We start from the raw sequence: 26,116 nt of genomic DNA, 5'->3' as shown, positions 1-26,116 counted from the left end.
TGCTCCACTGTGGCGTGCGTCACGTTGTAAGCAAGCACTTGTACGGGCATGGTCTACCGGTAGGACACTCACCCCCACGGGAGTTTCGATGCCCTACGTCCTCCTCGCGCTCGGGATCCTGTTCGCGCTGGCCGCCGCCAACGCGCACGCACCCCGGCGCAGCGCCGTCCTCCTCGCGCCGAGCTTCTTCCTCGGCTGGCTGACGATCGAGATGGCGCCGCACGTGCTCGTCACCTGGGCCGCCGCCACCGCCCTCGCGGCCGCCTTCGGGGGACTGGACGGCTGGCCCGGCTGGACGGGCCTCGGCCTGGCGCTCGCCGCCATGGCCGGCATCGCGGCCACCATCGTCGCGTCCCGCCGCACGGTCGTCACCCTGCGGGACAGCGGCGCGCCCCTCGACCTGGACCCGGAGGGCGCTCCCCGCTACCCGCTGGCGCACCTGATCGTCCCGCAGCTCTGCCTGATCCCGCGCAAAGGCGTGCGCGTCGAGCGGAACGTCGTCTACCGGGAGGAGGGGCGGCTCCGCCTGAAACTGGACGTCTACCGTCCCGCCGGTGACGGCGAGCCTGACGGCGGGCCGCGCCCCGGGCTCATGCAGATTCACGGTGGTGCGTGGGTCATCGGGGACAAGCGCGAGCAGGGCCTGCCGCTGCTCAACCACATGGCCCTTCAGGGATGGGTCGGCTTCAACGTCAACTACCGGCTCAGCCCACGCGCGACATGGCCCGAGCACCTGGTCGACCTCAAGCACTTCGTCGCCTGGTACAAGGAGCACGCCGAGGAGTACGGGGCCGACCCCGACTTCCTCTGCGTGACGGGCGGATCGGCCGGCGGGCACCTCGCCGCGATGGTGGCGCTGACCGCCAACGAGCCCGGCTTCCAGCCCGGTTTCGAGGACGCCGACACCACCGTGCAGGGCGCCGTCCCCTTCTACGGGGTCTACAACTTCATCGACGCGGGGCCCTGGCCGGTTCCCATGGGAGCCACCCGCATCCTGGAGAAGATGGTGGTCAAGAAGCCCTTCGCAGAGAACCGGGAGGTGTACGCCAAGGCGTCCCCGGTCACCTACATCAGCGAGGACGCGCCGCCCTTCTTCGTCATCCACGGAAGCCGCGACTCGCTCATCCCCGTGGCGGAGGCCAGGCGGTTCGTCGAGCGGCTCCGTGACGTCTCCAGGGCGCCGGTCGTCTACGCCGAGATGAAGGGCGCCCAGCACGGGTTCGACGTCTTCCCCTCCTACCGGACGGCCCGCGTCATCGAAGGCGTCGAGCGCTACCTGACGGGCCTGCACCGCCAGTACCGCCAAGGCGCCGGACCCGCCGTCCCCGGCGAGATCGAGCAGTCCTTGGAGGAACCCTCCGTCGGATAGCGTGGAGGACGTGCGGCTCACAGTGTTCTGGGATCGGATGAACCAGCAGTTCGGCGAGAGCTATGCCCAGAGCGTGGCCAAGGACTACGTCATGGCGGAACTGGGCGGACGCACCATCGAGCAGGCCCTCACCGAGGGCGTGCCCGCCAAGAAGGTCTGGCAGGCGGTCGTCGCCACGTTCGACGTCCCCTCGACCCTCCGGTAGAGCCCGGCCCCGGCGCGGTCAGTCCGGAACGGGCAGATGCGCGTAGAGGTCCATCGCGTCCACGGACGACGGCAGATCGCTGACCTGGCCGTCACCGACCTCCACGACGCGCCAGGCGCCGTCCGTGCGCAGGGCCAGGTCGGTGGTGATGAAGCGGCAGCCCAGGGCGCGGACGGCCGGAGCCACGGCGTCCAGGTCGGGATCGGGGTCCAGCCCGGGACTGTCCGGGTGCGGCCCCACCAGCGCGGGTTCGCCGTCCACCCACCACACGCGCGCCTCGCCGCCGCCGTCGTACTCCTCGAACTCGCGGACCACGAGACCTCCCGCCAGATGGTCGTCCCGTAGCGCGACCATCTTGGAGGCGATGTCGTGCAGCTGCGCGACGTTCTTCACGTCCGGGACGAAGCACGCCTCCTCCCACTCGTGCTTGCACGACTTCACGTAGTCCTTGACCACGGCGGGGCCGCCGCGCAGCGGCCGGACCAGCTCGGCCAGCTCGCCGAGGTCGCCCGGATCCTGACCGGTGCCGAGCGGGCGCCACACGCTGTGCGGGGTGAGCCCGGCGAACGTCTCGTGCCAGCCCGGCAGCTCGTGCGCGCGCCTATAGTCGTCCGGGTGCGTCAGCAGGATCGTCCCGCGCTCCTTCAGGGCGGCGGCCATCGCGGCATACTCGTCCGCCGACAGCATCCAGCCGCGATACCAGACGGGCCCAAGGCCGGGGGGAACCGCCTCGACCGCGTCCTCGACGTCCCCGCGTCGCAGCGCGTCGTGGTCGATGAGGGCGATCTCGCCGTAATGGTCCCGTACGGCCGCGGCCTCGCGGGAGAAATGGGGGTCAACGCGCCGGGGGTGGAGCGGATCGACGCAGAAGAGGACGGTCAGCGTCATGATTGGAACCCTCCGTGGACGGCGCCAGCGTACGGGGTTCAGACCATGGAACGCACGGAGATTCCCGCCCAAATCGCCATACCGGACGATGATCGAACGGATGTTCGGTAGGCTGGTCCCCGGCACGCGGCGTCATCCACAATCGCGCCGGCGGCTCGAAAGTGTCGGTGGCCCGCCGTAACGTCGCCCTCGACATCGCCAGCAGCGGCCGAGAGCCGACAGTCACGACGAGAAGGACATCTCAATGGCAGCGAACGACCGGGAGAAGGCTCTCGAGACCGCACTCGCCCAGATCGAGCGGCAGTTCGGCAAGGGGTCGGTCATGCGGATGGGCGAGGAGGCGCGCGCCCCCGTCGAGGTGATCCCCACCGGCGCGATCTCCCTCGACATCGCGCTCGGCATCGGCGGCCTGCCGCGCGGCCGCGTCGTCGAGGTGTACGGCCCCGAGGGCTCCGGCAAGACCTCCATCGCGCTGCACGCCGTGGCGAGCGTGCAGAAGAAGGGCGGCATCGCCGCGTTCGTCGACGCCGAGCACGCGCTCGACCCCGAGTACGCCGCCAAGCTCGGCGTCGACATCGACGCCCTGCTGGTCTCCCAGCCCGACACCGGCGAGCAGGCCCTGGAGATCACCGACATGCTGATCCGCTCCGGCGCGATCGACGTCGTCGTCATCGACTCCGTCGCCGCGCTCGTCCCCCGCGCCGAGATCGAGGGCGAGATGGGCGACAGCCACGTCGGCCTCCAGGCCCGCCTCATGTCGCAGGCCCTGCGCAAGCTGACCGGCGCCATCAACCAGACCAAGACCACCGCCATCTTCATCAACCAGCTCCGCGAGAAGGTCGGCGTCATGTTCGGCTCCCCGGAGACGACCACCGGCGGCCGGGCGCTGAAGTTCTACGCCTCCGTCCGCCTCGACGTCCGCCGCATCGAGACCCTGAAGGACGGCACCGAGGCGGTCGGCAACCGCGTCCGCGTCAAGGTCGTCAAGAACAAGATGGCTCCGCCGTTCCGCGTCGCCGACTTCGACCTGCTCTACGGCCAGGGCATCAGCCGCGAGGGCGGCCTGATCGACCTCGGCGTGGAGCACGGCTTCGTCCGCAAGTCCGGGGCCTGGTACACCTACGACGGCGACCAGCTCGGCCAGGGCAAGGAGAACGCCCGCAACTTCCTCAAGGCCAACCCCGACATGGCGGACGGCATCGAGAAGAAGATCAAGGAGAAGCTGGGCATCGGCCCGAAGGTCGACAAGGAGGCCGAGCCCGCCGCCCCGGACGCCGACGCGCCTCCGCCGCCGCTCACCAGCGCCCCCAAGCCCGTCTCCACGAAAAGGGGGGCGAAGGCCGCCAAGGTGGGTGATTCCTGACCGGGAATCCCCTGATATGGGTGACTTCCTGACGAAGAGTAAGCGATGATCTCCTATGCAGGGCGGCGGCGCCTTACCCGGCACCGCACGATCGGTGTACGGACCTTCCCCGATGGCGCCGCCGCTCCCACGGACGCCGCCCGCCCGCCGGAGTCCCCGGACGCCTCCGCGATCACACCGCGCGACGTTCCGGGGTGCGCGGCACGCGGCGGGGGCGGGTGAGCGTGGCGTCGCGGGGCCCGCGCAAGGAGCCCGCCGACGCGGACCCCGAGTCCAGGGCCCGCGAGATCTGCCTGCGCATGCTGTCCGCCTCGCCGCGCACCCGGGCCCAGCTGGCCGACGCGCTGCACCGCAAAGGCATCCCGGACGACGTCGCCGAACGCGTCCTCGGCCGCTTCACCGACGTCGGCCTCATCGACGACGAGGCGTTCGCGCAGGCGTGGGTCCGGTCCCGCCACACCGGCCGCGGCCTGGCCAGACGCGCCCTGGCCGCCGAGCTCCGCCGCCGCGGCGTGGCCGGCGACACCATCGACGAGGCCGTCGACTCGCTGGATCCCGCCCAGGAGGAGGAGACCGCCCGCGCCCTGGTCCGCCGCAAGCTCCCGGCGACCCGGGGCGCCGACCCCGCCAAACGCATGCGCCGCCTGGTCGGCATGCTCGCCCGCAAGGGCTACCCGCCCGGCCTCGCCTACCGCGTGGTCAAGGAAGCCCTTGACGAAGAGGGCGCCGACCTGGACCTCGCCCCCGACGACCCTTTCGACTGACCCGCCCTCCACCCGGTCGCCTTCGGATGGCAGCGGAGCGTGCACCGGGAGCGGGGGCCGGTGAGGCGGACGGCCGGGCCGTGGACGGCCGGGCCGCGGACGGCCGCACGGGGCGGTCGGTTAGGTCGTGAGACGACACGCCGGGGGCAGGGGAGTAGGGGTCGTGGGAGGTGCGGCCGGGGCGGGTCTGACCGGAGCCTTGCGGTGCTGGTGGGAGGGGGTGCGGAGGGTCAGGAGGGGCGGTAAGGAAGGACTCACGTTGACGTTCGGTTAGTCCGGAATGCCCTCCGTTTGCTTGCTCATTACCTCTATGCCGCTTACCGTAACGGTAGTGAGGAGTTACTCCGCGTCTCGCGGATTGCCATACGACCGAGCACGTTCCAGCAGCTGAGAGGCGGACAGGGCAGGTTCGTCGACCGGATTCGGCCGAGTCGCCGGGGGCGCAGCGTGCGCGGTCCCGCGATGTCGTGCATCCGCGCGCGAGTAAATCCTCGCTAGGCAGGGCCCCGAAGTCCGGACGGGCCCGCGGCGAGGAAGGATCTGCCTCATGGAGAGCGTCCTGCTGGGTGCAGCGCTGCTGGTGACCCTGGTCGCTCTCATCGTCGTCGTCCTGTGGCGTCCCGGCGTGCCCGGCAGAGCCGCGGCGGAGATCGCCCGGGCGCAGAGCGAGGCCGACGAGGTCAGGGCGAAGGCCAGGGAGGACGCCGAGGGACTCCTGGAGCGGGCCGAGCGGGAGACGCAGCGGGCCGCCACGCAGGCGCGCGCCGAGATCGAGGAGGAGGGCCGGGCCCTCCGCGACGACCTGCGGACCATCCGGGAGGATCTGGAGCGCCGGGAGGCCCGGCTCGCCGAGCGCGAGCAGAGACTGGACGCCGAAATGCGCCGCCTGGAGGAGTGGCAGGAGCGGCTCACCGAGGCCAGGCGGGCCCTCGACGCCCGCAAGGAGGAGCTGGCGGGCGTCGCCGAGGAGCGGCGCAAGGTGCTGGAGGGGGTGGCGGGGCTCACCGCCGAGCAGGCCAGGAGCGAGCTGGTCGCGGCGATCGAGAACCAGGCCAAGCGGGAGTCCATCCCGATCGTGCGGGAGATCGAGAACACGGCGCGGGCGGAGGGCGAGAAGCGCGCCCGCAAGATCGTGACGCTGGCGATCCAGCGGGTCGCGAGCGAGCAGACGGCCGAGTCGGTCGTGTCGGTGCTGCATCTGCCGAGCGACGAGATGAAGGGCCGCATCATCGGCCGCGAAGGCCGCAACATCCGGGCGTTCGAAACGACGACGGGCGTCAACCTGATCATCGACGACACGCCCGAGGCGGTGCTGCTGAGCTGCTTCGACCCGGTGCGGCGGGAGGTCGGGCGGCTGACGCTGGAGAAGCTCGTCCTGGACGGGCGCATCCACCCGCAGCGCATCGAGGAGATCTACGAGCGCAGCAAGAGCGACGTGGAGCAGCTGTGCGTCCGGGCCGGCGAGGACGCCCTGGTCGAGGTCGGCATCGCCGACATGCACCCGGAGCTGATCGCGCTGCTCGGCCAGCTGCGGTACCGGACGTCCTACGGGCAGAACGTGCTGAAGCATCTGATCGAGTCCGCGCACATCGCGGGCGTCATGGCGGGCGAGCTGCGGCTACCCGTCGAGGTCGCCAAGCGGTGCACACTGCTGCACGACATCGGCAAGGCGCTCACCCACGAGGTGGAGGGCAGCCACGCGCTGATCGGCGCCGAGATCGCGCGCCGCTACGGAGAGCACGAGGACGTCGTCCACGCCATCGAGGCCCACCACAACGAGGTCGAGGTCCGGACGGTCGAGGCGGTGCTGACGCAGGCGGCGGACGCCGTGAGCGGCAGCCGGCCGGGTGCGCGCAGGGAGTCGCTGGAGGCGTACGTCAAGCGGCTGGAGCGGCTGGAGCAGATCGCGCGGGAGAAGCACGAGGGCGTGGAGAAGGTCTTCGCGATGCAGGCCGGGCGGGAGATCCGCGTGATGGTCAAGCCCGACTCGGTCGACGACATCCAGGCGCAGGTCATCGCCCGCGACATCGCCAAGCAGGTCGAGGACGAGCTGACCTACCCGGGCCAGATCCGCGTGACCGTGGTGCGGGAGTCCCGCGCCATCGAGTTCGCCCGCTGAGCCGGAGCCGGAGCCGGAGCGGGAGCCGGCCCCGGGCCGGGCCCGTCCGCCGGTGGGCGGACGGGCGGCGGGTCAGCCGACGGTGAGGTTGATGGGTTCCACGCCGCGGGGCTCGAAGCCGAGGGTCTGGCCGTAGAAGGCGAGTTCCGCCTCCAGGCAGCGGAGGACCGTGGCGGCCTTCCGGAACCCGTGCGACTCGCCCTCGAACGTGAGGTAGGCGTAGGGCATCTTCTTGGCGGCCAGTTCCATGGCGAAGCGCTCGGACTGGTCGGGCGGGACGATCGGGTCGCTCAAGCCCTGCAGCAGCAGGACGGGGCAGGCGGTCTTGTCCGCGTGGCCGAGCGGTGAGCGCTCCTCGTAGGCGCGCTCGAAGCCGGGCAGCGGGCCGATGAGGCCGAACAGGTAGTGCGACTCGAAGTCGTGGGTGGCCTCGGCGAAGCTCTGCAGGTCGCTGATGCCGAAGTAGGACGTCGCGGCTTTGAACACGTCGGTCTGGGTGATCGCGGCGAGCGTCGTCCAGCCGCCCGCGGAACCGCCCCGGATGGCGAGCCGCGCAGGGTCGGCTATGCCGCCGTCCACGAGCGCCTGGGCCGCGGCTATGGCGTCCTCCACGTCGACCACGCCCCACTGGCGGCGCAGCCGTTCCCGGTAGGCGCGGCCGTAGCCGGCGGATCCGCCGTAGTTGACGTCGATGACGCCGATGCCGCGGCTGGTGAAGTAGGCCCGTTCCAGGTCGAGCACCTTGGAAACCCGCCCGGTGGGGCCGCCGTGCACGAACACGACGTACGGCGGCAGTTCGCCTTCGGGGGCGGTCGCCTCCGGGTTGGTGGGCGGGAACACGTAAGCGTGGACGGGACGTCCGAACGGCCCTTCCAGGCGCTCGGCGCGAGGCTTGGACAGGTACGCGACGTCCGGCAGCTCGGCCAGTTCGCGGCGCAGCCCCTCGACCCGCCCGGTGGTGGTGTCGACGCGGACGACCGAGGGCGGCAGGTCGGGGCCGCCGCCGATGCCGACGATCGTCGTCCCGTCCGCGGACAGCTGCGTCGCCCAGTGCTCGTAGGGGACCTCCAGGTCGACGAGGTCGAGCGTCTCCGGGTCGTAGACGCCGAGCCGCATGTCGCCCTCGCCGTGCAGGACGGCGAGGCGCCCGTCGCCGAGCAGCGCGTACGGCATGCCGCCGAGCTGCCACAGCGGGCCGGTGAACTCCTCCTCGGCCGGGTAGAGGGCCTGCGGGGACTCGCCGTGCAGGCCGACCTGGTAGATGTTCCACCAGCCGGGCCAGTCGGAGATGACGTACAGGGACGCGTCGTCGCGCCACAGCGGCGACAGCGCGGACTCCTTGAGCCCGCCCTTGACGGTCCGGGGCGCGACCGTGCGGCCGTCCTCGATGGCCGCCACGCGCACCTCGGTGCCGTCCCAGGGCATGCGCGGGTGGTTCCACTGCACCCACGCCAGGTGCCCGCCGCCGGGCGAGGGGGCGGGGCTCGCGTAGAACTGCGCACCGCTGACCAGCTCGCGGATGGCGCCGGCGTCCTCGGCGGCGCGCCCGTCCAGCGGGACGGCGACGATGGCGCGCCGGATGCCCGTGGTGGCGGGCTCCTCCGCCGGGGCCGGCTCGCCCCCCTCGCCCTCGGCGGGCGCGGGCGGCGGCGCGGCGATGTGGCCCTCACAGACGCACCAGACCTCCGTCCCGTCCGGGGACAGGACGTAGTCGGCGAAGCGCAGCCCGGCCGGGACGGCGGGCTCGGGCGTCAGCGGGTAGGGCTTGGGGTCGCCCTCGTCGAGCCGGTGCAGCCGCTGGTCGTCGTAGTTGGAGAACACGATCGACCAGCCCTCGCCGTGGCGGACCGGCAGGTACGACCGCCCCCCGTACTCGTGGACGCGGGTACGGGCGTCCCAGGGCGCCTGGAGCAGCTCCGTGCGGCGACCGCCGTTGAGATGGACGACCGTGGTCCGACCGTCCTCCTCGGGCCGGGTCTCCTGCCACCACACGTCGTCGCCCGCGACGGTGGGAAAACTGAGGCGCAGCCGGGCGCGGGCGACGTCGGCCGCGGAGATGGGAGAGGGCCAGGAGCCGTAGGGGAGGGTCGCACGAGCGGTCATAACAGGAATCGTCCCGCATACGGGGATCGGTTGGGGCCATGACGGACGCTTTGACTTCGGAAAGATACAAGGCGGCGACCAGCGGACTCACCGGTAACAGGACGGGGGCGCCCGCCGGAACCGGCGGGCGCCCCCGAAGCGCGCGTCCAGGAGATCAGGTCGACGGGACGGCCTGCTGCGTGACCCCGACCCCGGCCACGGGAGGCGCCCCGCCCGTGCCCATCGTCTTGGCCTCCGTCTTGCGGCTGCGGCGGCTGCGCGCCTCCAGCCACGTCGCCACCCGGCTCACCGACATGTTGATCGCGATGTAGATGATCGCGACGATGATGCCGGCCTGCAGGACGTTGTTGCTGTAGTTGGCGGGGACCTGGCGGAAGCCCGCGGACAGCAACTCGGGGTAGGCGATGATGAACCCGAGCGCGGTGTCCTTCAGCAGGACGACGATCTGGCTGACGATCGCGGGCATCATCACGGTGATGGCCTGCGGCAGCAGGACGAGCCGCATGACGCCGTTCTTGCGCAGCCCGATCGAGTAGGCGGCCTCCGACTGCCCCTTCGGCACCGACAGCACGCCGGCCCGGACGATCTCCGCGAGCACGGCGCCGTTGTACATGGTGAGGCCGAACACGACGGCGGCGAACGCGGGCACGGTGACCACGCCGGCGTTGCTCTCCACCCCGAAGATCGAGAAGAAGTAGTCCACCGACACGCGCTGCAGCTGGCCGAACTGCGACTCGGCGATCGCCGGGCTGATCTTGTTCGGCACGAAGAACGCCAGGAAGATCAGGATCAGCAGCGGGATGCCGCGGAAGAACTCCACGACGGCCCCGGCGGGCAGCCTGATCCACCAGTGCTCGGAGAGCCTGGCCAGGCCGAACACGACGCCGAACAGCAGCGCCAGGACCGTCGCGACCGCGGCGGCCTTCAGCGTGTTCAGCAGGCCGGGGATGATCAAGTGCCGCCAGACCGTCCACTTGGTGAACGGCGTCCACAGGTTCTCGGCGAACTGCCCCTTGTCGGCCAGCCGCCAGATCAGCGCCGCGAGGAGGGCCATGAGCGCCACCGTCACGCCGGCGCCGAGCATCCTGTTCCGCGCCTGCGCCCGCGGCCCGGGGATGTCGAAGAGTACGGTCGCTTCCTTGCTCACCTAGCCCTGCCCTTCTGGGGGGCGGCCCCCAGGCCCCCGCAGTCGGTGGCCGACGGTCCTCGCTCCGCTGCGGTCATCGGGTGCTGCCCTTCTGGGGGGCGACCCCCAGGCCCCCGCAGTCGGTGGCCCGACGATCCTCGCTCCGCTGCGGTCATCGGGTGCTGTCCTTCTGGGGGGCGACCCCCAGGCCCCCGCAGTCGGTGGCCCGACGATCCTCGCTCCGCTGCGGTCATCGGGCCACCGCCATCCGCTTGGCCAGCCAGCCGAAGAGGTAGCCGGTCGGCAGCGTGAGGATCAGGAAGCCGACGGCCACGCCGAGGAACAGCGGGATGACGCCGTTGGCGAACGTGGGCTTGTCGACGATCGTCTTGGTGACCAGCGCGACTTCGGCGTAGCTCGCCGCGGCGGCGACCGTGGTGTTCTTGATCATCGCGATGAAGACGCTGCCCAGCGGCGCGATGATCGCGCGGAACGCCTGCGGAAGGATGATCATCCGCAGCGACTGGGTGAAGGTCAGGCCGACGGACCGCGCCGCCTCCGCCTGCCCCAGCGGGACGGTGTTGATCCCCGACCGGAGCGTCTCGCAGACGAACGCGCCGGTGTAGGCGGAGAGGCCGAGGACGGCCCACCAGTAGTAGCTGACCGACGAGGTCGAGGAGAACTTCAGCGCGAGGATGTCGTTGAGGCCGAGGCTGCACATCAGCAGCACCAGCGTCAGGGGCGTGTTGCGGACGACGCCGACGTAGCCCGTGCCGAAGGCGCGCAACACCGGGATGGGAGCGACGCGGAAGCTCGCCAGGACCGTGCCGATGACGAGTGAGAGCACCGCGGCGGCGGCCGCCAGGCGGATCGTCGCCCAGAACCCCTGGAGGATCTCGTCGAAGTTGTCGAAGAACGGGCTGAAGTCAAACATTGCTCAGCTGTTTCATGGCGTTCCAGCGGTGTCGGGCCGGCCCCGTCGCGCGCCCGCCGCGCGAGCGGGCGGGCCGGGAGCGAGCGGGCCGGTGTCGGGCCGGGCCGATCTCGGGTCAGGCCGGTGCGTCCCGGGAAGCGCTCCCGTGGGACGCACCGGCCTGGCGTGCGTCAGGCGCGGCCCCGGATCAGGAGCAGCCCTCCATCTGCGGGGCGGTCGTGACGAGCTTCAGCCCGGTGCCGGCGAAGTGCTTCTCCAGCAGCGTCTTGGCGGTTCCGTCCGAGTACATCTCGGTGATGGCCTTGTTGACGGCCTCGCAGGTCTCGGTGTCGCCCTTCTTGATGCCGACGCCGTACTTCTCGTCGGTGAAGGGGTCGTTGATGACCTTGAAGGAGCCCTTCTGCTGGTTGGCGAACCCGGCGAGGATCAGGTCGTCGGTGCTCACCGCGTCCAGCGCGCCGGACTTCAGCTTGCTCACGCACTCGGAGTAGCTGCTGGCGTCCACCAGCGTGACGCCCTTGATGTTGAGCTTGCCGTCCGGCGGGCCCTCGGTGATGCGGCGGAAGGAGTTGGACCCGGCCGCCTTGCAGAGCTTCTTGCCCTTGAGGTCGGCGGTCTTCTTGATGTCGGTGTTGTCGGCGTTCACCATCGTGTCCTGGTGCGCGACGTAGTAGGGACCGCCGAAGGTCACCTGCTGCTTGCGCGCCTCGGTGATGGAGTAGGTGGCGAAGATCAGGTCGACCTGCCCGCCGCCGATGAACGACTCGCGGTTCGCGGAGGTCGTCTCCTTGAACGTGATGCCGCTCTCCGGCACGCCCAGCTTCTGCGCGACGTACTTGGCGACGTCGACGTCGAAGCCGTCGTAGGTGCCGTCGGGCTTCTTCAGGCCCAGCGCCGGCTGGTCGAACTTGATGCCGATGGTCAGCTTCTTGTCGTCCTTGGCCTTCTGGACGACCGTCTTGGCCTCGGTCTTCTCGGTGTCGCTGCCACACGCGCTGAGCGCCAGGGACAGCGCCATCCCCGCCCCGATGAGGGCGCCGAAACGACGTACTCGCATTCTCGTCCTACCTCTGCTCTCTGCCGGAGCCCCGCGGCTCAGTGCGTGAGGATCTTGGAAAGGAAGTCCTTCGCGCGGTCGGTTCGCGCATTCGTGAAGAACTCGTCGGGGGTGTTCTCCTCGACGATCTGGCCGTCCGCCATGAAGACGACCTTCTGCGCGGCCCTGCGCGCGAATCCCATCTCGTGCGTGACGACGATCATCGTCATGCCCTCGCGGGCCAGGCCCGTCATGACGTCCAGGACCTCGTTGACCATCTCCGGGTCAAGCGCCGAGGTCGGCTCGTCGAACAGCATCACCTTGGGCTTCATCGCGAGGGAGCGTGCGATCGCGGCCCGCTGCTGCTGCCCGCCGGACAGTTGCGCGGGGTACTTCTCGGCCTGGTTGGCGATGCCGACCCGGTCGAGCAGTTCCAACGCGTGCTTCTGCGACTCCTGCTTGCCCTGCTTGCGGACCTTCACCGGCCCCAGCGTGACGTTCTCGAGGATCGTCTTGTGGGCGAAGAGGTTGAACGACTGGAACACCATGCCGACGTCGGCGCGGAGCTTCGCCAGCTCCTTGCCCTCTTTGGGCAGCTCCTTGCCGTCGACGAGGATCGTGCCCGCGTCGATGGGCTCCAGCCGGTTGATGGACCGGCACAGGGTCGACTTGCCGCCCCCGGACGGGCCGATGACGACGACGACCTCGCCCGAGTTCACGGTGAGGTTGATGTCCTTGAGGACGTGCAGCTCGCCGAAGTGCTTGTTGACGTTCTCCACCACGACGAGGGGCCGGTCGCCACCCGCGGGGGCCGGCTCCGGCACGGAGTCCTCCGGCTCGTCCTTGGTGAGGTCGAGCCCGCCTTCGCTGTCCGTCATGCGGTCGGACTTTACGTCATGGTCAGAATCGCGAACGTCGCCGAGCGGTACCGATACGATCACGAATCCCCATGTCGGACGGGGTCCATCGGGGCGGGACTCGATCATCGGGGCAGGTCGGGGCGGTGCGCCGACGGTTCCGCCGCGGCGTCCCGTCGCGGCGTTCCGTCAGGGCGCGGCGGGCCCGTACCCTTGGTTACCGTCATGAGTGCGCCAATGGAGACGGCCTCCCGTACGTACGAGATCCGTACCTACGGATGCCAGATGAACGTCCACGACTCGGAGCGGCTGTCCGGGCTGCTGGAGTCGGCCGGGTACGTCCGCGCGGAGGGCGCCGAGCCCGACGTGGTGGTGTTCAACACCTGCGCGGTCCGCGAGAACGCCGACAACCGGCTCTACGGCAACCTCGGCCATCTGCGGCCTGTCAAGGACGGTCATCCGGGCATGCAGATCGCCGTCGGCGGCTGCCTCGCGCAGAAGGACCGCGACACCATCGTCGAGCGCGCCCCCTGGGTGGACGTCGTGTTCGGCACCCACAACATCGGGTCGCTGCCCGCGCTGCTGGAGCGGGCGCGGGTGCGGAGCGAGGCGCAGGTCGAGATCGAAGAGTCGCTGGTGACCTTCCCCTCGACGCTGCCGACGCGCCGGGAGTCCCCGTACGCGGCGTGGGTGTCGATCTCCGTCGGGTGCAACAACACGTGCACGTTCTGCATCGTCCCGTCGCTGCGCGGCAAGGAGAAGGACCGCCGGCCCGGGGAGATCCTCGCCGAGGTGGAGGCGCTCGTCGCGGAGGGCGTCCTGGAGGTCACCCTGCTGGGGCAGAACGTCAACGCCTACGGGTCGGGGTTCGGCGCCCTGTCTGCCGCGCCGGACGAGGTGCGCGCCATGACCGAGGGCGGCCAGTCGGCCTTCGCGGGGCTGCTGCGCGCCTGCGGGGGCGTGGACGGCCTGGAGCGGGTCCGGTTCACCTCGCCGCACCCCAAGGACTTCACCGACGACGTCATCGCCGCGATGGCGGAGACGCCGAACGTGATGCCGTCGCTGCACATGCCGCTGCAGTCCGGGTCGGACGCGGTGCTGCGCGCGATGCGCCGGTCCTACCGGCAGGAGCGCTACCTCGGGATCATCGAGAAGGTCCGGGCCGCGATCCCGGACGCGGCGATCACCACCGACATCATCGTGGGCTTCCCCGGCGAGACCGAGGCCGACTTCGAGGAGACCCTGCACGTGGTGCGGGAGGCCCGGTTCTCGTCGGCGTTCACCTTCCAGTACTCCAAGCGTCCGGGCACCCCGGCCGCGACCATGGACGGCCAGCTGCCGAAGGAGGTCGTCCAGGAGCGGTACGAGCGGCTGATCGCCCTCCAGGAGGAGATCTCCTGGGCGGAGAACCGCGAGCAGCTCGGCCGCACCCTGGAGGTCCTGGTCGCCGAGGGCGAGGGGCGCAAGGACGAGGCGACCCGCCGGCTGTCGGGCCGGGCGCGCGACAACCGCCTGGTCCACTTCACCGCGCCGGACGAGCCGGTCCGGCCCGGCGACATGGTCACCGTCGAGGTCACCTACGCGGCGCCGCACCACCTGGTCGCCGACAAGCCCGTGCCGGCCGTCCGGCGCACGCGGGCGGGCGACGCGTGGGAGGCCCGCCAGGGCGGCGGGAACCGCGGGGTCGCGCTCGGCATGCCGTCGATCGGCCGCCCGGCCGAGCCCGCGTCTCCCGCCCGCGGCTGCTCTTGAGGCGGGTTCTCGCGGGTCGGGCCGCCCCGCTGGACGGCGGGGAGGCAGCGTGCTCGTAGCGGCGGCGGTATGCCCGCACCCGCCCGTCCTCGTCCCTGAGATGGCCGGGGAGGCGGCACCCGAGCTCGACGGCCTGCGCGCCGCCTGCGACCGGGCCGTCGGCCGACTGGCGGGCGCGGACGCCCTGGTCGTCGTCGGGGGCGCGGCGGAGACGAGGCCGTACGGCGCGGACGCCTACGCGTCTCTCAGGCCCTACGGGCTGGGCTGGACGAGTCCGGCCGATCCCGCGGACGGAGCGGAGGCGCTCCCGCTGTCCCTGACGATCGGGCGCTGGCTGCTGGAGCGGCAGGGGCTCGCCGACGGGGCGCGCTACCAGGCCGTGGCGTTCGACGCCGAACCGGATGTCTGCATGGCGCTCGGCCGGGAGCTGGTGGAGGGCGGCGATGTCGCGCTGCTGGTGATGGGCGACGGGTCGGCGTGCCGCTCGGAGATGGCTCCGGGCTATCTGGACGTGCGCGCGCGCCCGTACGACGAAGGCGTCGCGCGCGCGCTCGGCACGGCGGACGCCGACGCCTTGGCCGCTCTGGACCCGGAACTGTCCCGGGACGTCCAGGCGGCCGGGCGCGCGGCGTGGCAGGCGCTGGCCGGCGCGGCCGGCGGCGCGCCCGGACTCACCGGCGAACTCCTCGCCGACGAGGCGCCGTACGGAGTCGGCTACTTCGCGGCCTGCTGGTCGCGCCGGTCCGCGTGACCGCCTGCCCGCTGGAACACGCGCCCGCCTGAGGACTCAGGGCTGCTGACCGCCCTGACCGGGCTCGCCGCCCTGGCCCATGCCGCCCTCGCCCATGCCGCCGCCCTGGCCGCCCTCGCGGTCGATGTAGTCGCCGGCCTTCTCCTGGCCACGGTCGACCTTGTCGGCGTGCCTGCCGCCGGTTCGCTCGTCGAACGTGTCCCCGGCGCGGTCCACGCCCTGCTTGGCCTTGTCGGGGTGCTGCCCCAGCATCTGCTTGACCTTGTCGACGATGGACATTCCGATCCCCCCGGATCCGTCGTCTGGATCGGTGCGACGCGAACCTCGCGAGGCACCCGTACAACCACGGCCATACCCGTTCTGTTGCGACAATCAATCCCGTGACCTCACCTGATGTGCCCCATGTCATCGCGGTCGTCGGGGCGACGGCGGCCGGGAAGTCCGATCTGGCCGTGGAACTGGCGCTGCGGCTGGACGGCGAGGCCGTCAACGCCGACTCGATGCAGCTCTACCGCGGCATGGACATCGGCACGGCGAAGCTTTCCGCGGCGGAGATGCGCGGCGTCCCGCACCACCTGCTGGACGTGTGGGACGTGACGGAGACGGCGAGCGTCGCCGAGTACCAGCGGCTCAGCGCCGACGCCATCGCCGGCGTCCGGGGCCGGGGGCGGCTGCCGGTGCTGGTCGGCGGGTCGGGCCTGTACGTGCGGGCGGCGCTCGACCGGCTGGAGTTCCCGGGGACCGCCCCGGCCGTCCGGGCGCGCCTCGAGGACGAGCTGGCGGAGGCCGGCCCCGGCGCGCTCCACGACCGGCTCCGCGGGCTGGACGCCGCCGCCGCGGACGCGATCCTGCCGAGCAACGGCCGCCGGATCGTCCGGGCCCTGGAGGTCATCGAGATCACCGGCCGCCCGTTCACGGCGACGCTGCCCGAGCACCGGTACCGCTACGGCTCCGCCCTGCAGATCGGGCTGAGCGTCCCCCGCGAGGCGCTGGACGAGCGCATCGCGCTGCGCGTCGAGCGGATGTGGGACGCGGGCCTCGTCGACGAGGTCCGCGACCTGGAGAAGCGCGGCCTGCGGGACGGCCTGACCGCCGGGCGGGCCCTCGGCTACGCGCAGGTGCTCCGGTTCCTGGCGGGGGAGTGGACGCAGGAGCAGGCCAAGGAGGACACGATCCGGACGACGCGGCGCTTCGCCCGCCGCCAGGAGTCGTGGTTCCGCCGCGATCCGCGCGTCCGATGGCTGCCCTACGACGCACTTGACCTGGTCGAACGCGCCCTCGCCCTGATCGCGGAGGAGGGCGGGCGGGGCGCCTGACGAAGGCAATACGATCGAGGGATGCGGTTCGTCAAAGGCCACGGCACAGAGAACGACTTCGTGATCCTGCCCGACCCGGACGGTGTCCTCGACCTGACGCCGGAGACCGTCGCGCGGCTGTGCGACCGGCGGGCCGGGATCGGGGCCGACGGCGTCCTGCGCGTCGTCCGGGCGAAGGCCGCCGGCCACGGGCCCGCCGACCACGAGCCCGCCGACCACGGGCCCGAGGCGGAGTGGTTCATGGACTACCGCAACGCGGACGGCAGCATCGCCGAGATGTGCGGCAACGGGATACGGGTCTTCGCCCGCTACCTCGTCGACGCCGGCCTGGCCGCGCCCGGCGAGTGGGACGTGGCGACCCGTGCGGGGCTGCGCCGCGTGTCGCTCGGCGCGTCCGGCGACGTCAGCGTGGACATGGGCGCGCCCGAGCTCCTCGGCTACGGCGAGGCGTCCATGCAGGGGACGACGTTCCAGGGCCGCCGCGTCTCGGTCGGGAACCCGCATCTGGCGTGCCGCGTGGACGGGCCCGTCGCCGCCCTCGACCTGTCCCGCGCCCCCGGCTTCGACCCCGCCGTGTTCCCCGACGGGGTGAACGTCGAGTTCTTCCGGACGGTCGGCGAGCGGCACGTGGAGATGCGCGTGTACGAGCGGGGCTCCGGCGAGACCCGGTCCTGCGGTACGGGCACGGTCGCCGTGGCCGCCGCGGCGGCGATGGGGACCACGGCCGGGGCGGCCCCGGGCGGGACGCCTGGAACGTCCGAATGGACCGTGGACGTCCCCGGCGGCCGGGTTTCGGTCACCCTCGGCGAGGAGACCGCGTTTCTGCGGGGCCCGGCCGTCCTGGTCGCCGAGGGCGAGACCCGGGCCGGCTGGATCTAGCGGAACGCCTCCTCACCAGGGGTTTGTGGACTTTCCGGAGGGTCCCGGCATGAACGGGACAGGTGTCCCTCTCCAACGGGACCGTGCGCCGCGTAATTTTCTTCTTGCACACCCTCTGGTGAATGGCCCGTACGGACCGGGATGGGAGCCCCGGAGCCGTACGGAGCCTGAGGGCCGGTGGCGACCTTCTTGGCGGGGGGCGGTCACCGGCCCTCCCACCGGGGTGGGGCCGGAGATCCCCGGGGGAGCGCGCGTCAGCAGTGGGCGCCGTTGACCGGGAGCCTGGCCCGGACGAGAGTGCCGCCCGTGGGGCCGGGGCCGACGGTGCATGATCCGCCGAGTTCGGCCGCCCGTTCTCGCATCGAGGACATGCCGATGCCCGAACGCGGCCGGTCGGGGAGCCCCACCCCGTCGTCCCCGATCGTGACGTGCAGGTCGCCGTTCAGGCACAGCGTGACCTCGGCGTTGCCGGCGTGGGCGTGCCGGTGGACGTTCGTCAGCGCTTCCTGGACGATCCGGTACGCGGCGACCTCGGCGGCGGCGGGCAGGCCCTTCAGGTCGCCTTCGACGCGCACGTCGACCTGCGGTCCGTCCCCGGTGGCGACGACGCCGCCGAGCGCCTGGATGGCGCCCTCCAGGCCGAGGTCGTCCAGGGCGGGCGGGCGCAGCCCGTACACGAGGTCGCGGATGTCGCCGATGGTGCGTCCCATGGTGGCGCGCAGGTCCTCCAGGAGCGCGTCGACCGCCTCGGGGTCGGTCTTCAGCGTGATGCGGGCCGCGTCCACCGTCATGGCGAGGCTGGCGAGCGTGGGGCCGAGGCCGTCGTGCAGGTCGCGGCGCAGCCGGCGCCGCTCCTCCTCGCGGGTGCGCAGGATGTGCTCGCGGGAGCGCTGGACGTCCGCGGCGAGCCGGGCCGCGTTCGCCAGCTCGGCGAGGTTGCGGGCCAGGACGCCCGACAGCCGGGCGTCCGGGGTGCGGGTGACGCCGAACAGCAGCCTGCCCACCGGCTCGCCGTGCCACACCAGCGGGATGAGCTGCGGTTTCGCGCCGAGCACGCCGTCCTCGGCGGACGCCGTCCGGCCGTCGCGGTCCAGTACCTCGATCACCACGCCGGTCGCGTGCAGCGCGGAGCGGGCGACCTCGGCGGCCACGGCGAGCGCGGCGCCGGGGTCGGCGGCGGTCTGCAGCCGCCGGTTGAGGTGGTCGGCCATCCGGTACGGGTCGCGTTCGCCGTGGATGAACCCGTCCACGGTGCGCTGGAGGCGCCGCCGGACGGGCTCGAACACGGCGCCGGCGGCGATCGCGCCGGCCAGGCCGGTGAAGGCGCCGCCCTTGCCGTGGGCGAGCAGGCTCGCCCCGCCGACCAGCGCGAAGTAGACGCCGGTGATGACGACGACGAGCCCGGCGTACACGAGCGTCCGGCTGACGACGAGGTCGATGTCGTACAGCCGGTAGCGGGTGATGGCGATGGCGATGCAGATCGGGACGGCGACGATGGTGATGTTGCGCAGCGGGTCGCCGATGGGGCTGTTCTCGCCGACGTAGATGACCGCCTCGGCGAGGATGCCCGGATAGACGACCCACCCGATCTGCCGCCGCACGTCCGGCGGTGACAGGACGAACCGCACCAGGACCGAGAACAGGCCCGCGGCCAGGGTGCCGATGATGACGACGCTGATCGGCAGCGGGATCCCGTCGAACGGGTAGGTGGAGACCCCGTTGTGCCAGCGCCGCACGCCGGGGTCGATCGTCAGGTGGACGCAGACGATGACCGGCACCAGGCACGCCAGCAGGAGCACGGGCCGGAACCAGCGGGACACGAGCCGCCCGTCCGGGAAGATCAGCGGCAGGACCAGCGTCAGCGCGTAGGTGTCGACCGCCCACAGCCACGTCCCGAGCCAGTCGAGGAATCCGGCCGTGGCCCAGTCGTGCCGCTGCGCCCACGGGGCGAGGTTCAGCGTCAGGACGTACAGGGCCGCGCTGGATCCGGCGCCGACCATCAGCCAGGCGACCTTCAGCCCCGGCCGGTGCCGCAGCAGGACGGCGCCGACGGGGGTCCAGGCCAGCGCGACGAGGATCTCCGGATGCCACCAGACCATCCGCAGGTCCGAGGGCAGCCGGGCGCCGAGGACGAGCGACGCGGCGACGGACGCGACCGCGGTCAGCGCGAGCAGGACGCCCACGCGTCCCGCAGCGCGGTCGTGTCCAGCCGTCGCCATCATGTGCTCCCCGCCCGAAAGTAATGGAATGTTAAAGCGTCCAGCTCCTCGTGCTGCAGTGTTCGCGGCGTCCGCCTCAGGACACCGATTCCGGCCGGTGGGCGTCGCCCGGGGCGCGGTGCACCCGGACGTGCCGTGATGGTAACCGCGGATTCCGGTCAGGAGAACGGAAGGCGCAGGTCAGAGTGACTATTGTGATTTTCCGGTACGAAGAGTGCCTTTACGGCGACAGTATGTGATTGCTACCAGCAAGGATCGGACGGGGAGAAAATCCGCGGAGATGAGCGGCGGCCGACCCTGTGGGCCGGGGCGTGGCGGGCGGCGATCTCCCGATTCTCGTGAATTTCCTACGCGTTGTGTGATCAGTCGGTAGCATTCCGTGGTCTGTGCTGGGCGGTCCGGGAGGTTGGGCATTGGCGGGGTTTCTGCTGCGGCGGATGGTGAGCCGCGGGGTGCTGGTCGTTCTCGCCGGGAGCCTCGCCTATCTGCTCGCCGCCGCCGCGCTCGACCCCCGGGGCGGGTTCGAAGGTCGGGTGCCGCGTCCACCGGAGAGCGTTGTCGACGCTCGGCTCAGCGCCCTCAACCTCAACGACAGGGTCCCTCTGGCCGACCGCTACCGGGTGTGGGCCTGGGGCGTTTTGCACGGCGACTTCGGGCGGACCCAGGAGGGCGAACCCGTCGACGCGGAGTTATGGCGTCGGCTTGGCGTGAGCCTGCGGTTGCTGGTTCCCGGGGCCGTCCTAGGGGGCGTGCTGGGGGTCCTCCTCGGCGCGTATGCGGCGGCCAGGCGCGGACGGGCCGCCGATCGGTCCATCACGGCGGCGTCCTGTCTGCTCTTGGCCGTCCCCGTGTTCGTCCTGGCGGTGCTGTCGCAGACGATCGCCGTCACGGTGAACGCGGCCCTGGGGGTGCGGGTGTTCGTGTGGGCCGGCGAGTCCGCGCCGGAGGGGTCGGGCGCGCTCGTCGACCAGGCTCGCCACCTGCTGCTTCCAACGGTCGTGATGACGTTGGCCCAGGCCGCCCTCTTCAGCCGCTACCAGCGCGGCCTGATGCTGGACGTCCTGCACGCCGATTTCGTCCGGACCGCTCGGGCCAGAGGGCTTCGAAGGCGGAGCGCCCTGCTGCGGCACGGCCTGCGCACCGCGCTGACGCCGATGACGACGTACTTCGCCTATTCGACCGGGCTGCTGGTGCTCGGTGGCGTGTTCGTGGAGAAGGTCTTCGGGCGGCACGGGATGGGCGAATGGCTGGTCGACTCGATCGGGCGGGGCGACGTCAACGCGGTTGCGGCGATCGACTGCGTCGCCGCCTGCGCTGTGGTGCTCGCCGGTCTCGTGTCGGACGTCCTGAACGGCATGCTCGACCCCCGCGTCCGCTCCGGTGCCACGCCATGACGCGGCGAGGCGTCGCAGGGCTCCTGCTGCTCGCGGTGGTGGTCCTGCTGGCGTCCGCGGGGCCGCTCGTATCACCCTGGCGCTGGGACGAGACGGACTTCACGGCGTTCCGGCGGGGACCGTCCGCGCGGCACTGGCTCGGCACCACCCAGGGCGGGCGGGACGTGTTCGCCCTCGTCCTGCACGGGGCGCGGAAGTCGCTGGTGATCGGCCTGCTCGCCGCCGCGCTCTCCACCGGTGCCGCCGGAATCGTGGGGATGGTCGCCGGGGTCGCGGGCGGGCTGCTCGACCGGGTCCTGATGTGGGGCGCTGACCTCCTGCTCGTGCTGCCGCCTCTGCTCGTCGTCGCCGTGCTGGCGCCGGGCGGGAGGTGGCCGGTGCTCGTGCCGGTGCTGGCGGCGTTCATGTGGATGCTCACCGCCCGGTCGGTGCGGGCGGCGGCGCTGTCGGCGTCCGGGCGCGAGTACGTCCTCGCCGCCCGTTTCCTCGGGGCGGGCGCGCCGCGTGTGGTCGTCCGCCACGTCCTGCCGCAGGTCGCGTCGCTGCTGATCGCGGACGCGAGCCTGGCCGCCGGCGCCGCGGTCACCGCGGAGGGCGGTCTGTCCTACCTCGGCCTCGGGGTCCGCCCACCGGACGTCTCGCTCGGCACGATCATCGCGGACGGGCAGGGCGCGGCGGCCGGCTGGCCCTTCGGGGCCGCCGCCGGGCTCCTCGTCCTGATCGTCCTCGCCGTGAACCTCCTCGGCGACGGCCTGCGGGACGTCCTCGATCCGCCGCGGGGCGCGCGTTGACCGTGCTGGAGGTCACCGACATGGAGGTCGGTTACGAGGGCGGCGTGCGCGCCGTGCGCGGGGTGAGCTTCACCGTCGGGGCCGGGGAGGCGCTCGGGGTCGTCGGCGAGTCCGGTGCGGGCAAGACGGCGCTCGCGCTGGCCGTGATGGGGCTTCTGCCGGACGGCGCCGCCATGACGGGGTCGGTGCGGCTGCGGGGCGAGGAACTGGCCGGACGGTCCGATGCCGAACTGTCGCGGGTCCGGGGCCGCGGAATGTCGATGGTGTTCCAGGAGCCGGCGCTCACCCCCGTCCGCACCGTCGGCGGGCAGATCGCGGAGGCCGTCCGGGCCCACTCCCCGGTCACGCGGGCGGCGGCGCGTGCGAGGGCGGTGGAGCTGCTCGACCTGGTCGGCGTCCCGGCCGCGGCCCGGCGCGCCCGCGCGTACCCGCACGAGTTCTCCGGCGGGATGCGGCAGCGCGTGATGATCGCCATGGCGATCGCCAACGCTCCGGCGGTGATCCTGGCGGACGAGCCGACCTCCGCGCTGGACACGACCGCCCAGTCCCGGGTCTTGGACGTGCTCCGGACCGCCCGGGAGGCGACCGGCGCCGCGATCGTGCTGATCACGCATGACCTGGGGGTCGTCGCGGGGTTCGCCGACCGCGTCCTGGTGATGCGAGAGGGACGGGTCGTCGAGACGGGGCCGGTGGAGCAGATCTATCGGCGTCCGCGTGCGGCGTACACGGCCGGACTGCTGCGTTCCATCCCACGCATGGACGACGCGCACGTGCCTCGACCCCGCCCCGAGCGTCCTGTCGTCCTCCAAGTGGACGGCCTGGTGAGACACCACCCGATCGAGAAGGGAACTCTGCTGCGGCGCCGGATCGGGGCCGTACGCGTCGTGGACGGCATCGACCTCGACCTCTGTGAGGGCGAGACCCTCGCGCTGGTGGGAGAGTCGGGGTGCGGCAAGACCACGGCCTTGATGGAGATCCTTCGGCTGTCCCGGCCGCAGAAGGGGCGTGTGGTCGTCCTGGGCCAGGACACGGCGTCATTGAGCGCGGCCCGGCGCAGAGCGATGCGGCGTGACGTCCAGGTCGTGTTCCAGGACACCGCCGCATCGCTGAACCCCAGGATGCGCGTGGCCGACATCCTCGCCGAGCCCCTGATCACGCATGGCGTCCCGCCATCGGCGATCGGCGGCCGGGTCGAAGAGTTGTTAGAGCTGGTGGGTCTGGAACCCGATCACGCACGGCGGCATCCCCACGCACTGTCCGGTGGGCAGAAGCAGCGCGTGGGCATCGCCAGGGCGATCGCCCTCGAACCGCGCCTCCTGCTCCTGGACGAACCGGTGTCCGCCTTGGACGTCTCCACGCGAGCGAATGTCATGGCCCTCCTGGAGAGCCTCCGCGACCGCCTCGGTCTGGCGTATCTGCTCGTCGCCCATGACCTGGCCGTCGTCCACCGCATCGCCCACCGGGTCGCCGTGATGCACATGGGTCGCATCGTCGAAGCGGGGCCGGTGCACGAGATCTACAGGGCTCCAGCGCACCCCTACACGCGCGCGCTGCTGGACGCGGTCCCGCGGCCAGTCCCAGGACGCCGTGGTCGCGTCCTGCTGCGGGGAGAGCCACCCGACCCGATGTCACCGCTCACGGGTTGCCGCTTCCGTGGACGTTGCCCCCGTTACCCCACGCTCGCCGCAGAGAACGCCCGCCTCTGCGAAGAACAAGACCCGAAGCGGCGCGGGGGCCCGCAACGGTCGGTCGCCTGCCATCACCCTCTCATCGGAGCCGAGGTCGAGCAGTGAAACGGATACCCGCCGCCCTACTCCTTGGCGTCGTGCTCATGACCGGGTGCAGCGGCCCTGAGCAGCGCGACGTGTCCAACGCGTCCGGACGGCTGCCCGCGTCCGACGTCAACCCGACCCCGCGCGACCGTGTCGCGGACGGCGGGACGCTCCGCTGGCCGCTGCCGGAGTTTCCGTCCCAGTGGAACTTCAACCACGTCAACGGCATGAAGGGCGCGGTCGAGCACGTCGTCCAGGGCGTGCTGCCGTATCTGATGCGGGCTGACGCGAAGGCCGTCCCGCATCCCGTCCCGGAGTACCTGGAGTCCGCGACGGTGAAACGCACCGAGCGGGGCCAGATCGTCACCTACAAGCTCAACCCCCGGGCCACGTGGTCCGACGGCAGGCCCATCGGATACGCCGATTTCGCGGCGCAGGCCCATGCCCTCGCCGGACGCGACCCCCGCTACGAGGTCTCCACCGTCTCCGGCTACCGCCTGATCGAGCGCGTCGAACCCGGCGCGGGCGGACACGAGGTCAAGGTGACGTTCGCCCAGACGTACGCCGACTGGCGCAGCCTGTTCAGCCCGCTCTACCCGGCCTCCGCGTACTCGGGCCCACGCGCCTTCAACACCGGCTGGATGAACCGGATGCCCACCACGGCGGGCCCGTTCAAAGTCCAGCGGATCGACCGCACCGGTAAGACCGTCGTCCTGGCTCGCGATCCGGCTTGGTGGGGCGCACCCGCCAAACTCGACCGCATCGTCTACCGCGCCATGGACCCCGGCGCCACACCCGGCGCGTTCGCCAACCACGAGATCGACCTCATGGACATCGGCCTCGACGCAAGCGCGATGCAACGCGTCCAGGGCGTCCCCGGCACCGAGGTGCGCCGTGCGGGAGGGCCCGACTGGCGTCACTTCACGCTCAACGCCGCCGGCCCCGTCCTGTCCGACGTGCGGGTAAGGCAGGCGGTCATGCTCGGCATCGACCGGCGGATCATCGCTCGGTCCGACCTGTCCGGCCTCGGGGTGCCCGTCCAGACCCTCGGCAACCACTTCTACGTCAACACCCAGGACGGCTACCGCGACAACTCCGACGGGTTCGGGACGTACGACCCGGCCCGCGCCGAACGGCTCCTCGACGAGGCCGGCTGGCGGCGGCGCGGCAAGTACCGCGCCAAGGCCGGACGGACGCTCGCACTGCGATTCGTGATCCCGGCCGGGGTCCCCGTGAGCAAACGCGAAGGGGAACTGGCGCGGGCGCTGCTCGAACGGATCGGCGTCCGGCTGGACATACGGCCGATCCCGGCCGATGACGCGCTCGACACCCACGTCACGCAAGGGGACTTCGACATCGTCCCGTTCTCATGGCTGGGCACGTCGTTCCCGGTCTCGCCCATGCGGGCGGTGTTCGCACGCCCGCGCGGCGGACGCGTCCAGCAGAACTACTCCCGCACCGGGACCGCCGCCATAGACGCGGCGATGGACCGTGCCATCGCGGAAGTCGACCCTGCGAGAGTCCACGTCCTCGTGAACGAAACCGACCGGCTCATCTGGCGGCAGGCGTCGGTCCTGCCGCTGTACCAGCGTCCGCAGCTCGTCGCGGCGCGCGCGGACCTGGCCAATCTGGGGGCCTGCGGCTTCCTGGAGCCCGACTACGAGGACATCGGGTTCACGAGCCGTTCCGGGCCCCGGGCCGTCACGGGAACGTGAGCCGGATGCCCTTGCGGTCGCTGGTGTAGCGGGCGTTCCACACGTACAGGCGAAGGTCGTCGGGGGAGAGGTCGTCGTTGACCGGGAGGTCCGAGGCGATCCGGACCACATAGGAGGCACCGGCGGGCATCATCGGGCTGCCGTTGTCGTCGACGGGCGCCTTCGCGCCGTCGATCCGGGCCGTGATCTTGGTGTGGTTGGGCAGCGTGCACATGTCGTCCGGGATGCCCGCCTGCGGCATGCACCGCTCCCGCGCGGACGCGGGGACCTGCGCCGTCGGCATGAACAGGTCGCCGGGGTAGTCCAGCAGGACGGGACGCCGCTGGGTGTTGGTCAGGATGTAGTCGGCGTAGGCGTACGTCGTCCCCGGCGGCGGGGCCTCGGTGGCGCCGAGCGGCTGCCGGCTGGTCCCGGCCTTGACCGCGGCGAGGCTGTACCCGTAGCCCTCCGGGGTCGTGAAGTTCACCGGCGGGCCGGCCTTCGGCGCCGGGACGGCGGACCCCGCCCGGCCGTCGTCGCCCTGGCTGGCGAGCGTCGGCTGGGCGGTCTCCTCGGCGCCGCCCCCGCCGGGCCGCAGGAAGACGATCCCGGCGGCGACCGCGGCGATGCCCACGGCGCCCGTCAGCGCCCCGGCGAGGCCGAGCCTCCCGGCGCTGGTCTTCTTTCGTCGGCGGTGCGAACGGTACGGCTGGTAGCTGTTGGACATGATGGTGCGTGCTCCCTCGGGCCTGCTCAGGCTCAGTAAGCGCGTCCTATCGGGTTG

The 26,116-nt window shown here is 71.7% G+C and carries 22 protein-coding genes; 13 read left to right on the top strand and 9 right to left on the bottom strand.

The annotated features are described in order from the left end of the window. Positions 1-88 precede the first annotated feature (88 nt). On the top strand, positions 89-1,369 hold the full coding sequence (locus tag SM611_RS10255) for an alpha/beta hydrolase fold domain-containing protein (protein WP_371949035.1): 1,281 nt from the start codon (positions 89-91) through the stop codon (positions 1,367-1,369). A 10-nt stretch (positions 1,370-1,379) separates the two neighbouring features. Continuing rightward, entirely contained in the window at positions 1,380-1,574 is a 195-nt protein-coding gene (locus tag SM611_RS10250) for a DUF3046 domain-containing protein (protein WP_371949034.1), read from the top strand. Positions 1,575-1,592: 18 nt separating this feature from the next. On the opposite strand, the gene SM611_RS10245 is transcribed toward SM611_RS10250, so the two are convergent. After that, positions 1,593-2,462, bottom strand: coding sequence for an ATP-grasp domain-containing protein (locus tag SM611_RS10245; RefSeq protein ID WP_371949032.1), 870 nt, complete (start codon positions 2,460-2,462; stop codon positions 1,593-1,595). 244 nt (positions 2,463-2,706) lie between these two features. Between SM611_RS10245 and recA the strand changes: the two genes are divergently transcribed. From recA to rny, 3 genes are all read left to right on the top strand, one after another. After that, the gene (gene recA / locus SM611_RS10240; protein WP_371949030.1) at positions 2,707-3,825 is read left to right on the top strand and encodes a recombinase RecA; all 1,119 of its coding nucleotides are present in this window, start codon (positions 2,707-2,709) and stop codon (positions 3,823-3,825) included. Between the two features lie 218 nt (positions 3,826-4,043). Further along, positions 4,044-4,589, top strand: coding sequence for a recombination regulator RecX (recX, locus tag SM611_RS10235; protein ID WP_371949028.1), 546 nt, complete (start codon positions 4,044-4,046; stop codon positions 4,587-4,589). A gap of 547 nt (positions 4,590-5,136) precedes the next feature. Next, positions 5,137-6,708: a ribonuclease Y gene (gene rny, locus SM611_RS10230; RefSeq protein WP_371949026.1), complete on the top strand. Its 1,572-nt coding sequence runs from the start codon at positions 5,137-5,139 to the stop codon at positions 6,706-6,708. Positions 6,709-6,780: 72 nt separating this feature from the next. Here rny and SM611_RS10225 read toward each other — a convergent pair whose 3' ends face one another. The 5 genes from SM611_RS10225 to SM611_RS10205 all read right to left on the bottom strand — a co-directional run bounded on the left by SM611_RS10225 (position 6,781) and on the right by SM611_RS10205 (position 12,689). After that, entirely contained in the window at positions 6,781-8,811 is a 2,031-nt protein-coding gene (locus SM611_RS10225; RefSeq protein WP_371949024.1) for a S9 family peptidase, read from the bottom strand. A 154-nt stretch (positions 8,812-8,965) separates the two neighbouring features. Beyond that, complete coding sequence (locus SM611_RS10220; RefSeq protein ID WP_371949023.1) at positions 8,966-9,958, bottom strand: amino acid ABC transporter permease; 993 nt, start codon at positions 9,956-9,958, stop codon at positions 8,966-8,968. Between the two features lie 229 nt (positions 9,959-10,187). After that, the gene (locus SM611_RS10215; protein ID WP_371949021.1) at positions 10,188-10,871 is read right to left on the bottom strand and encodes an amino acid ABC transporter permease; all 684 of its coding nucleotides are present in this window, start codon (positions 10,869-10,871) and stop codon (positions 10,188-10,190) included. Between the two features lie 187 nt (positions 10,872-11,058). Continuing rightward, positions 11,059-11,928, bottom strand: coding sequence for a glutamate ABC transporter substrate-binding protein (locus SM611_RS10210; RefSeq protein WP_371949019.1), 870 nt, complete (start codon positions 11,926-11,928; stop codon positions 11,059-11,061). Between the two features lie 38 nt (positions 11,929-11,966). Further along, positions 11,967-12,689 (bottom strand): amino acid ABC transporter ATP-binding protein, encoded by a 723-nt coding sequence (locus tag SM611_RS10205; protein WP_371949478.1) that lies wholly within the window; start codon positions 12,687-12,689, stop codon positions 11,967-11,969. A 300-nt stretch (positions 12,690-12,989) separates the two neighbouring features. Here SM611_RS10205 and miaB point away from each other — a divergent pair, with 300 nt between their 5' ends. After that, positions 12,990-14,516 carry a tRNA (N6-isopentenyl adenosine(37)-C2)-methylthiotransferase MiaB gene (miaB, locus tag SM611_RS10200; protein WP_371949017.1) on the top strand — a complete coding sequence of 509 codons (1,527 nt, stop codon included), beginning with the start codon at positions 12,990-12,992 and terminating at the stop codon, positions 14,514-14,516. A 49-nt stretch (positions 14,517-14,565) separates the two neighbouring features. Further along, on the top strand, positions 14,566-15,267 hold the full coding sequence (locus tag SM611_RS10195; RefSeq protein ID WP_371949015.1) for a class III extradiol ring-cleavage dioxygenase family protein: 702 nt from the start codon (positions 14,566-14,568) through the stop codon (positions 15,265-15,267). Between the two features lie 36 nt (positions 15,268-15,303). On the opposite strand, the gene SM611_RS10190 is transcribed toward SM611_RS10195, so the two are convergent. Beyond that, positions 15,304-15,546, bottom strand: a complete 243-nt coding sequence (locus SM611_RS10190) for an antitoxin (protein ID WP_371949013.1) — start codon at positions 15,544-15,546, stop codon at positions 15,304-15,306. Between the two features lie 101 nt (positions 15,547-15,647). Here SM611_RS10190 and miaA point away from each other — a divergent pair, with 101 nt between their 5' ends. Together miaA and dapF are read left to right on the top strand one after the other, a co-directional pair. Beyond that, the gene (miaA, locus tag SM611_RS10185; RefSeq protein ID WP_371949012.1) at positions 15,648-16,583 is read left to right on the top strand and encodes a tRNA (adenosine(37)-N6)-dimethylallyltransferase MiaA; all 936 of its coding nucleotides are present in this window, start codon (positions 15,648-15,650) and stop codon (positions 16,581-16,583) included. A 21-nt stretch (positions 16,584-16,604) separates the two neighbouring features. After that, complete coding sequence (gene dapF, locus SM611_RS10180) at positions 16,605-17,462, top strand: diaminopimelate epimerase (protein ID WP_371949011.1); 858 nt, start codon at positions 16,605-16,607, stop codon at positions 17,460-17,462. 254 nt (positions 17,463-17,716) lie between these two features. Here dapF and SM611_RS10175 read toward each other — a convergent pair whose 3' ends face one another. Beyond that, positions 17,717-19,681 (bottom strand): sensor histidine kinase, encoded by a 1,965-nt coding sequence (locus SM611_RS10175; RefSeq protein ID WP_371949010.1) that lies wholly within the window; start codon positions 19,679-19,681, stop codon positions 17,717-17,719. Positions 19,682-20,094: 413 nt separating this feature from the next. On the opposite strand from SM611_RS10175, the gene SM611_RS10170 reads away from it, so the two are divergent. The 4 genes from SM611_RS10170 to SM611_RS10155 are packed head-to-tail and all read left to right on the top strand — an operon-like array spanning position 20,095 to position 25,353. Further along, positions 20,095-21,075 carry an ABC transporter permease gene (locus SM611_RS10170; RefSeq protein ID WP_371949009.1) on the top strand — a complete coding sequence of 327 codons (981 nt, stop codon included), beginning with the start codon at positions 20,095-20,097 and terminating at the stop codon, positions 21,073-21,075. Further along, the gene (locus SM611_RS10165; protein WP_371949008.1) at positions 21,072-21,866 is read left to right on the top strand and encodes an ABC transporter permease; all 795 of its coding nucleotides are present in this window, start codon (positions 21,072-21,074) and stop codon (positions 21,864-21,866) included. Before SM611_RS10170 ends, SM611_RS10165 begins: the two co-directional genes overlap by 4 nt. Positions 21,867-21,886: 20 nt before the next feature. After that, on the top strand, positions 21,887-23,659 hold the full coding sequence (locus SM611_RS10160) for a dipeptide ABC transporter ATP-binding protein (RefSeq protein WP_371949477.1): 1,773 nt from the start codon (positions 21,887-21,889) through the stop codon (positions 23,657-23,659). Positions 23,660-23,697: 38 nt separating this feature from the next. Continuing rightward, a complete protein-coding gene (locus SM611_RS10155) occupies positions 23,698-25,353 on the top strand; it encodes an ABC transporter family substrate-binding protein (RefSeq protein ID WP_371949006.1) in 1,656 nt (551 codons plus the stop codon). On the opposite strand, the gene SM611_RS10150 is transcribed toward SM611_RS10155, so the two are convergent. Next, positions 25,340-26,059: a hypothetical protein gene (locus SM611_RS10150; RefSeq protein WP_371949004.1), complete on the bottom strand. Its 720-nt coding sequence runs from the start codon at positions 26,057-26,059 to the stop codon at positions 25,340-25,342. The genes SM611_RS10155 and SM611_RS10150 overlap by 14 nt on opposite strands. Positions 26,060-26,116 lie beyond the last annotated feature (57 nt).

Source organism: Actinomadura monticuli (genome assembly GCF_041463655.1).
Classification (GTDB): Bacteria; Actinomycetota; Actinomycetes; order Streptosporangiales; family Streptosporangiaceae; genus Spirillospora; species Spirillospora monticuli.
The sequence above is the reverse complement of the archived record's forward strand: the minus strand, read 5'-3'. Positions and strand labels throughout refer to the sequence as shown.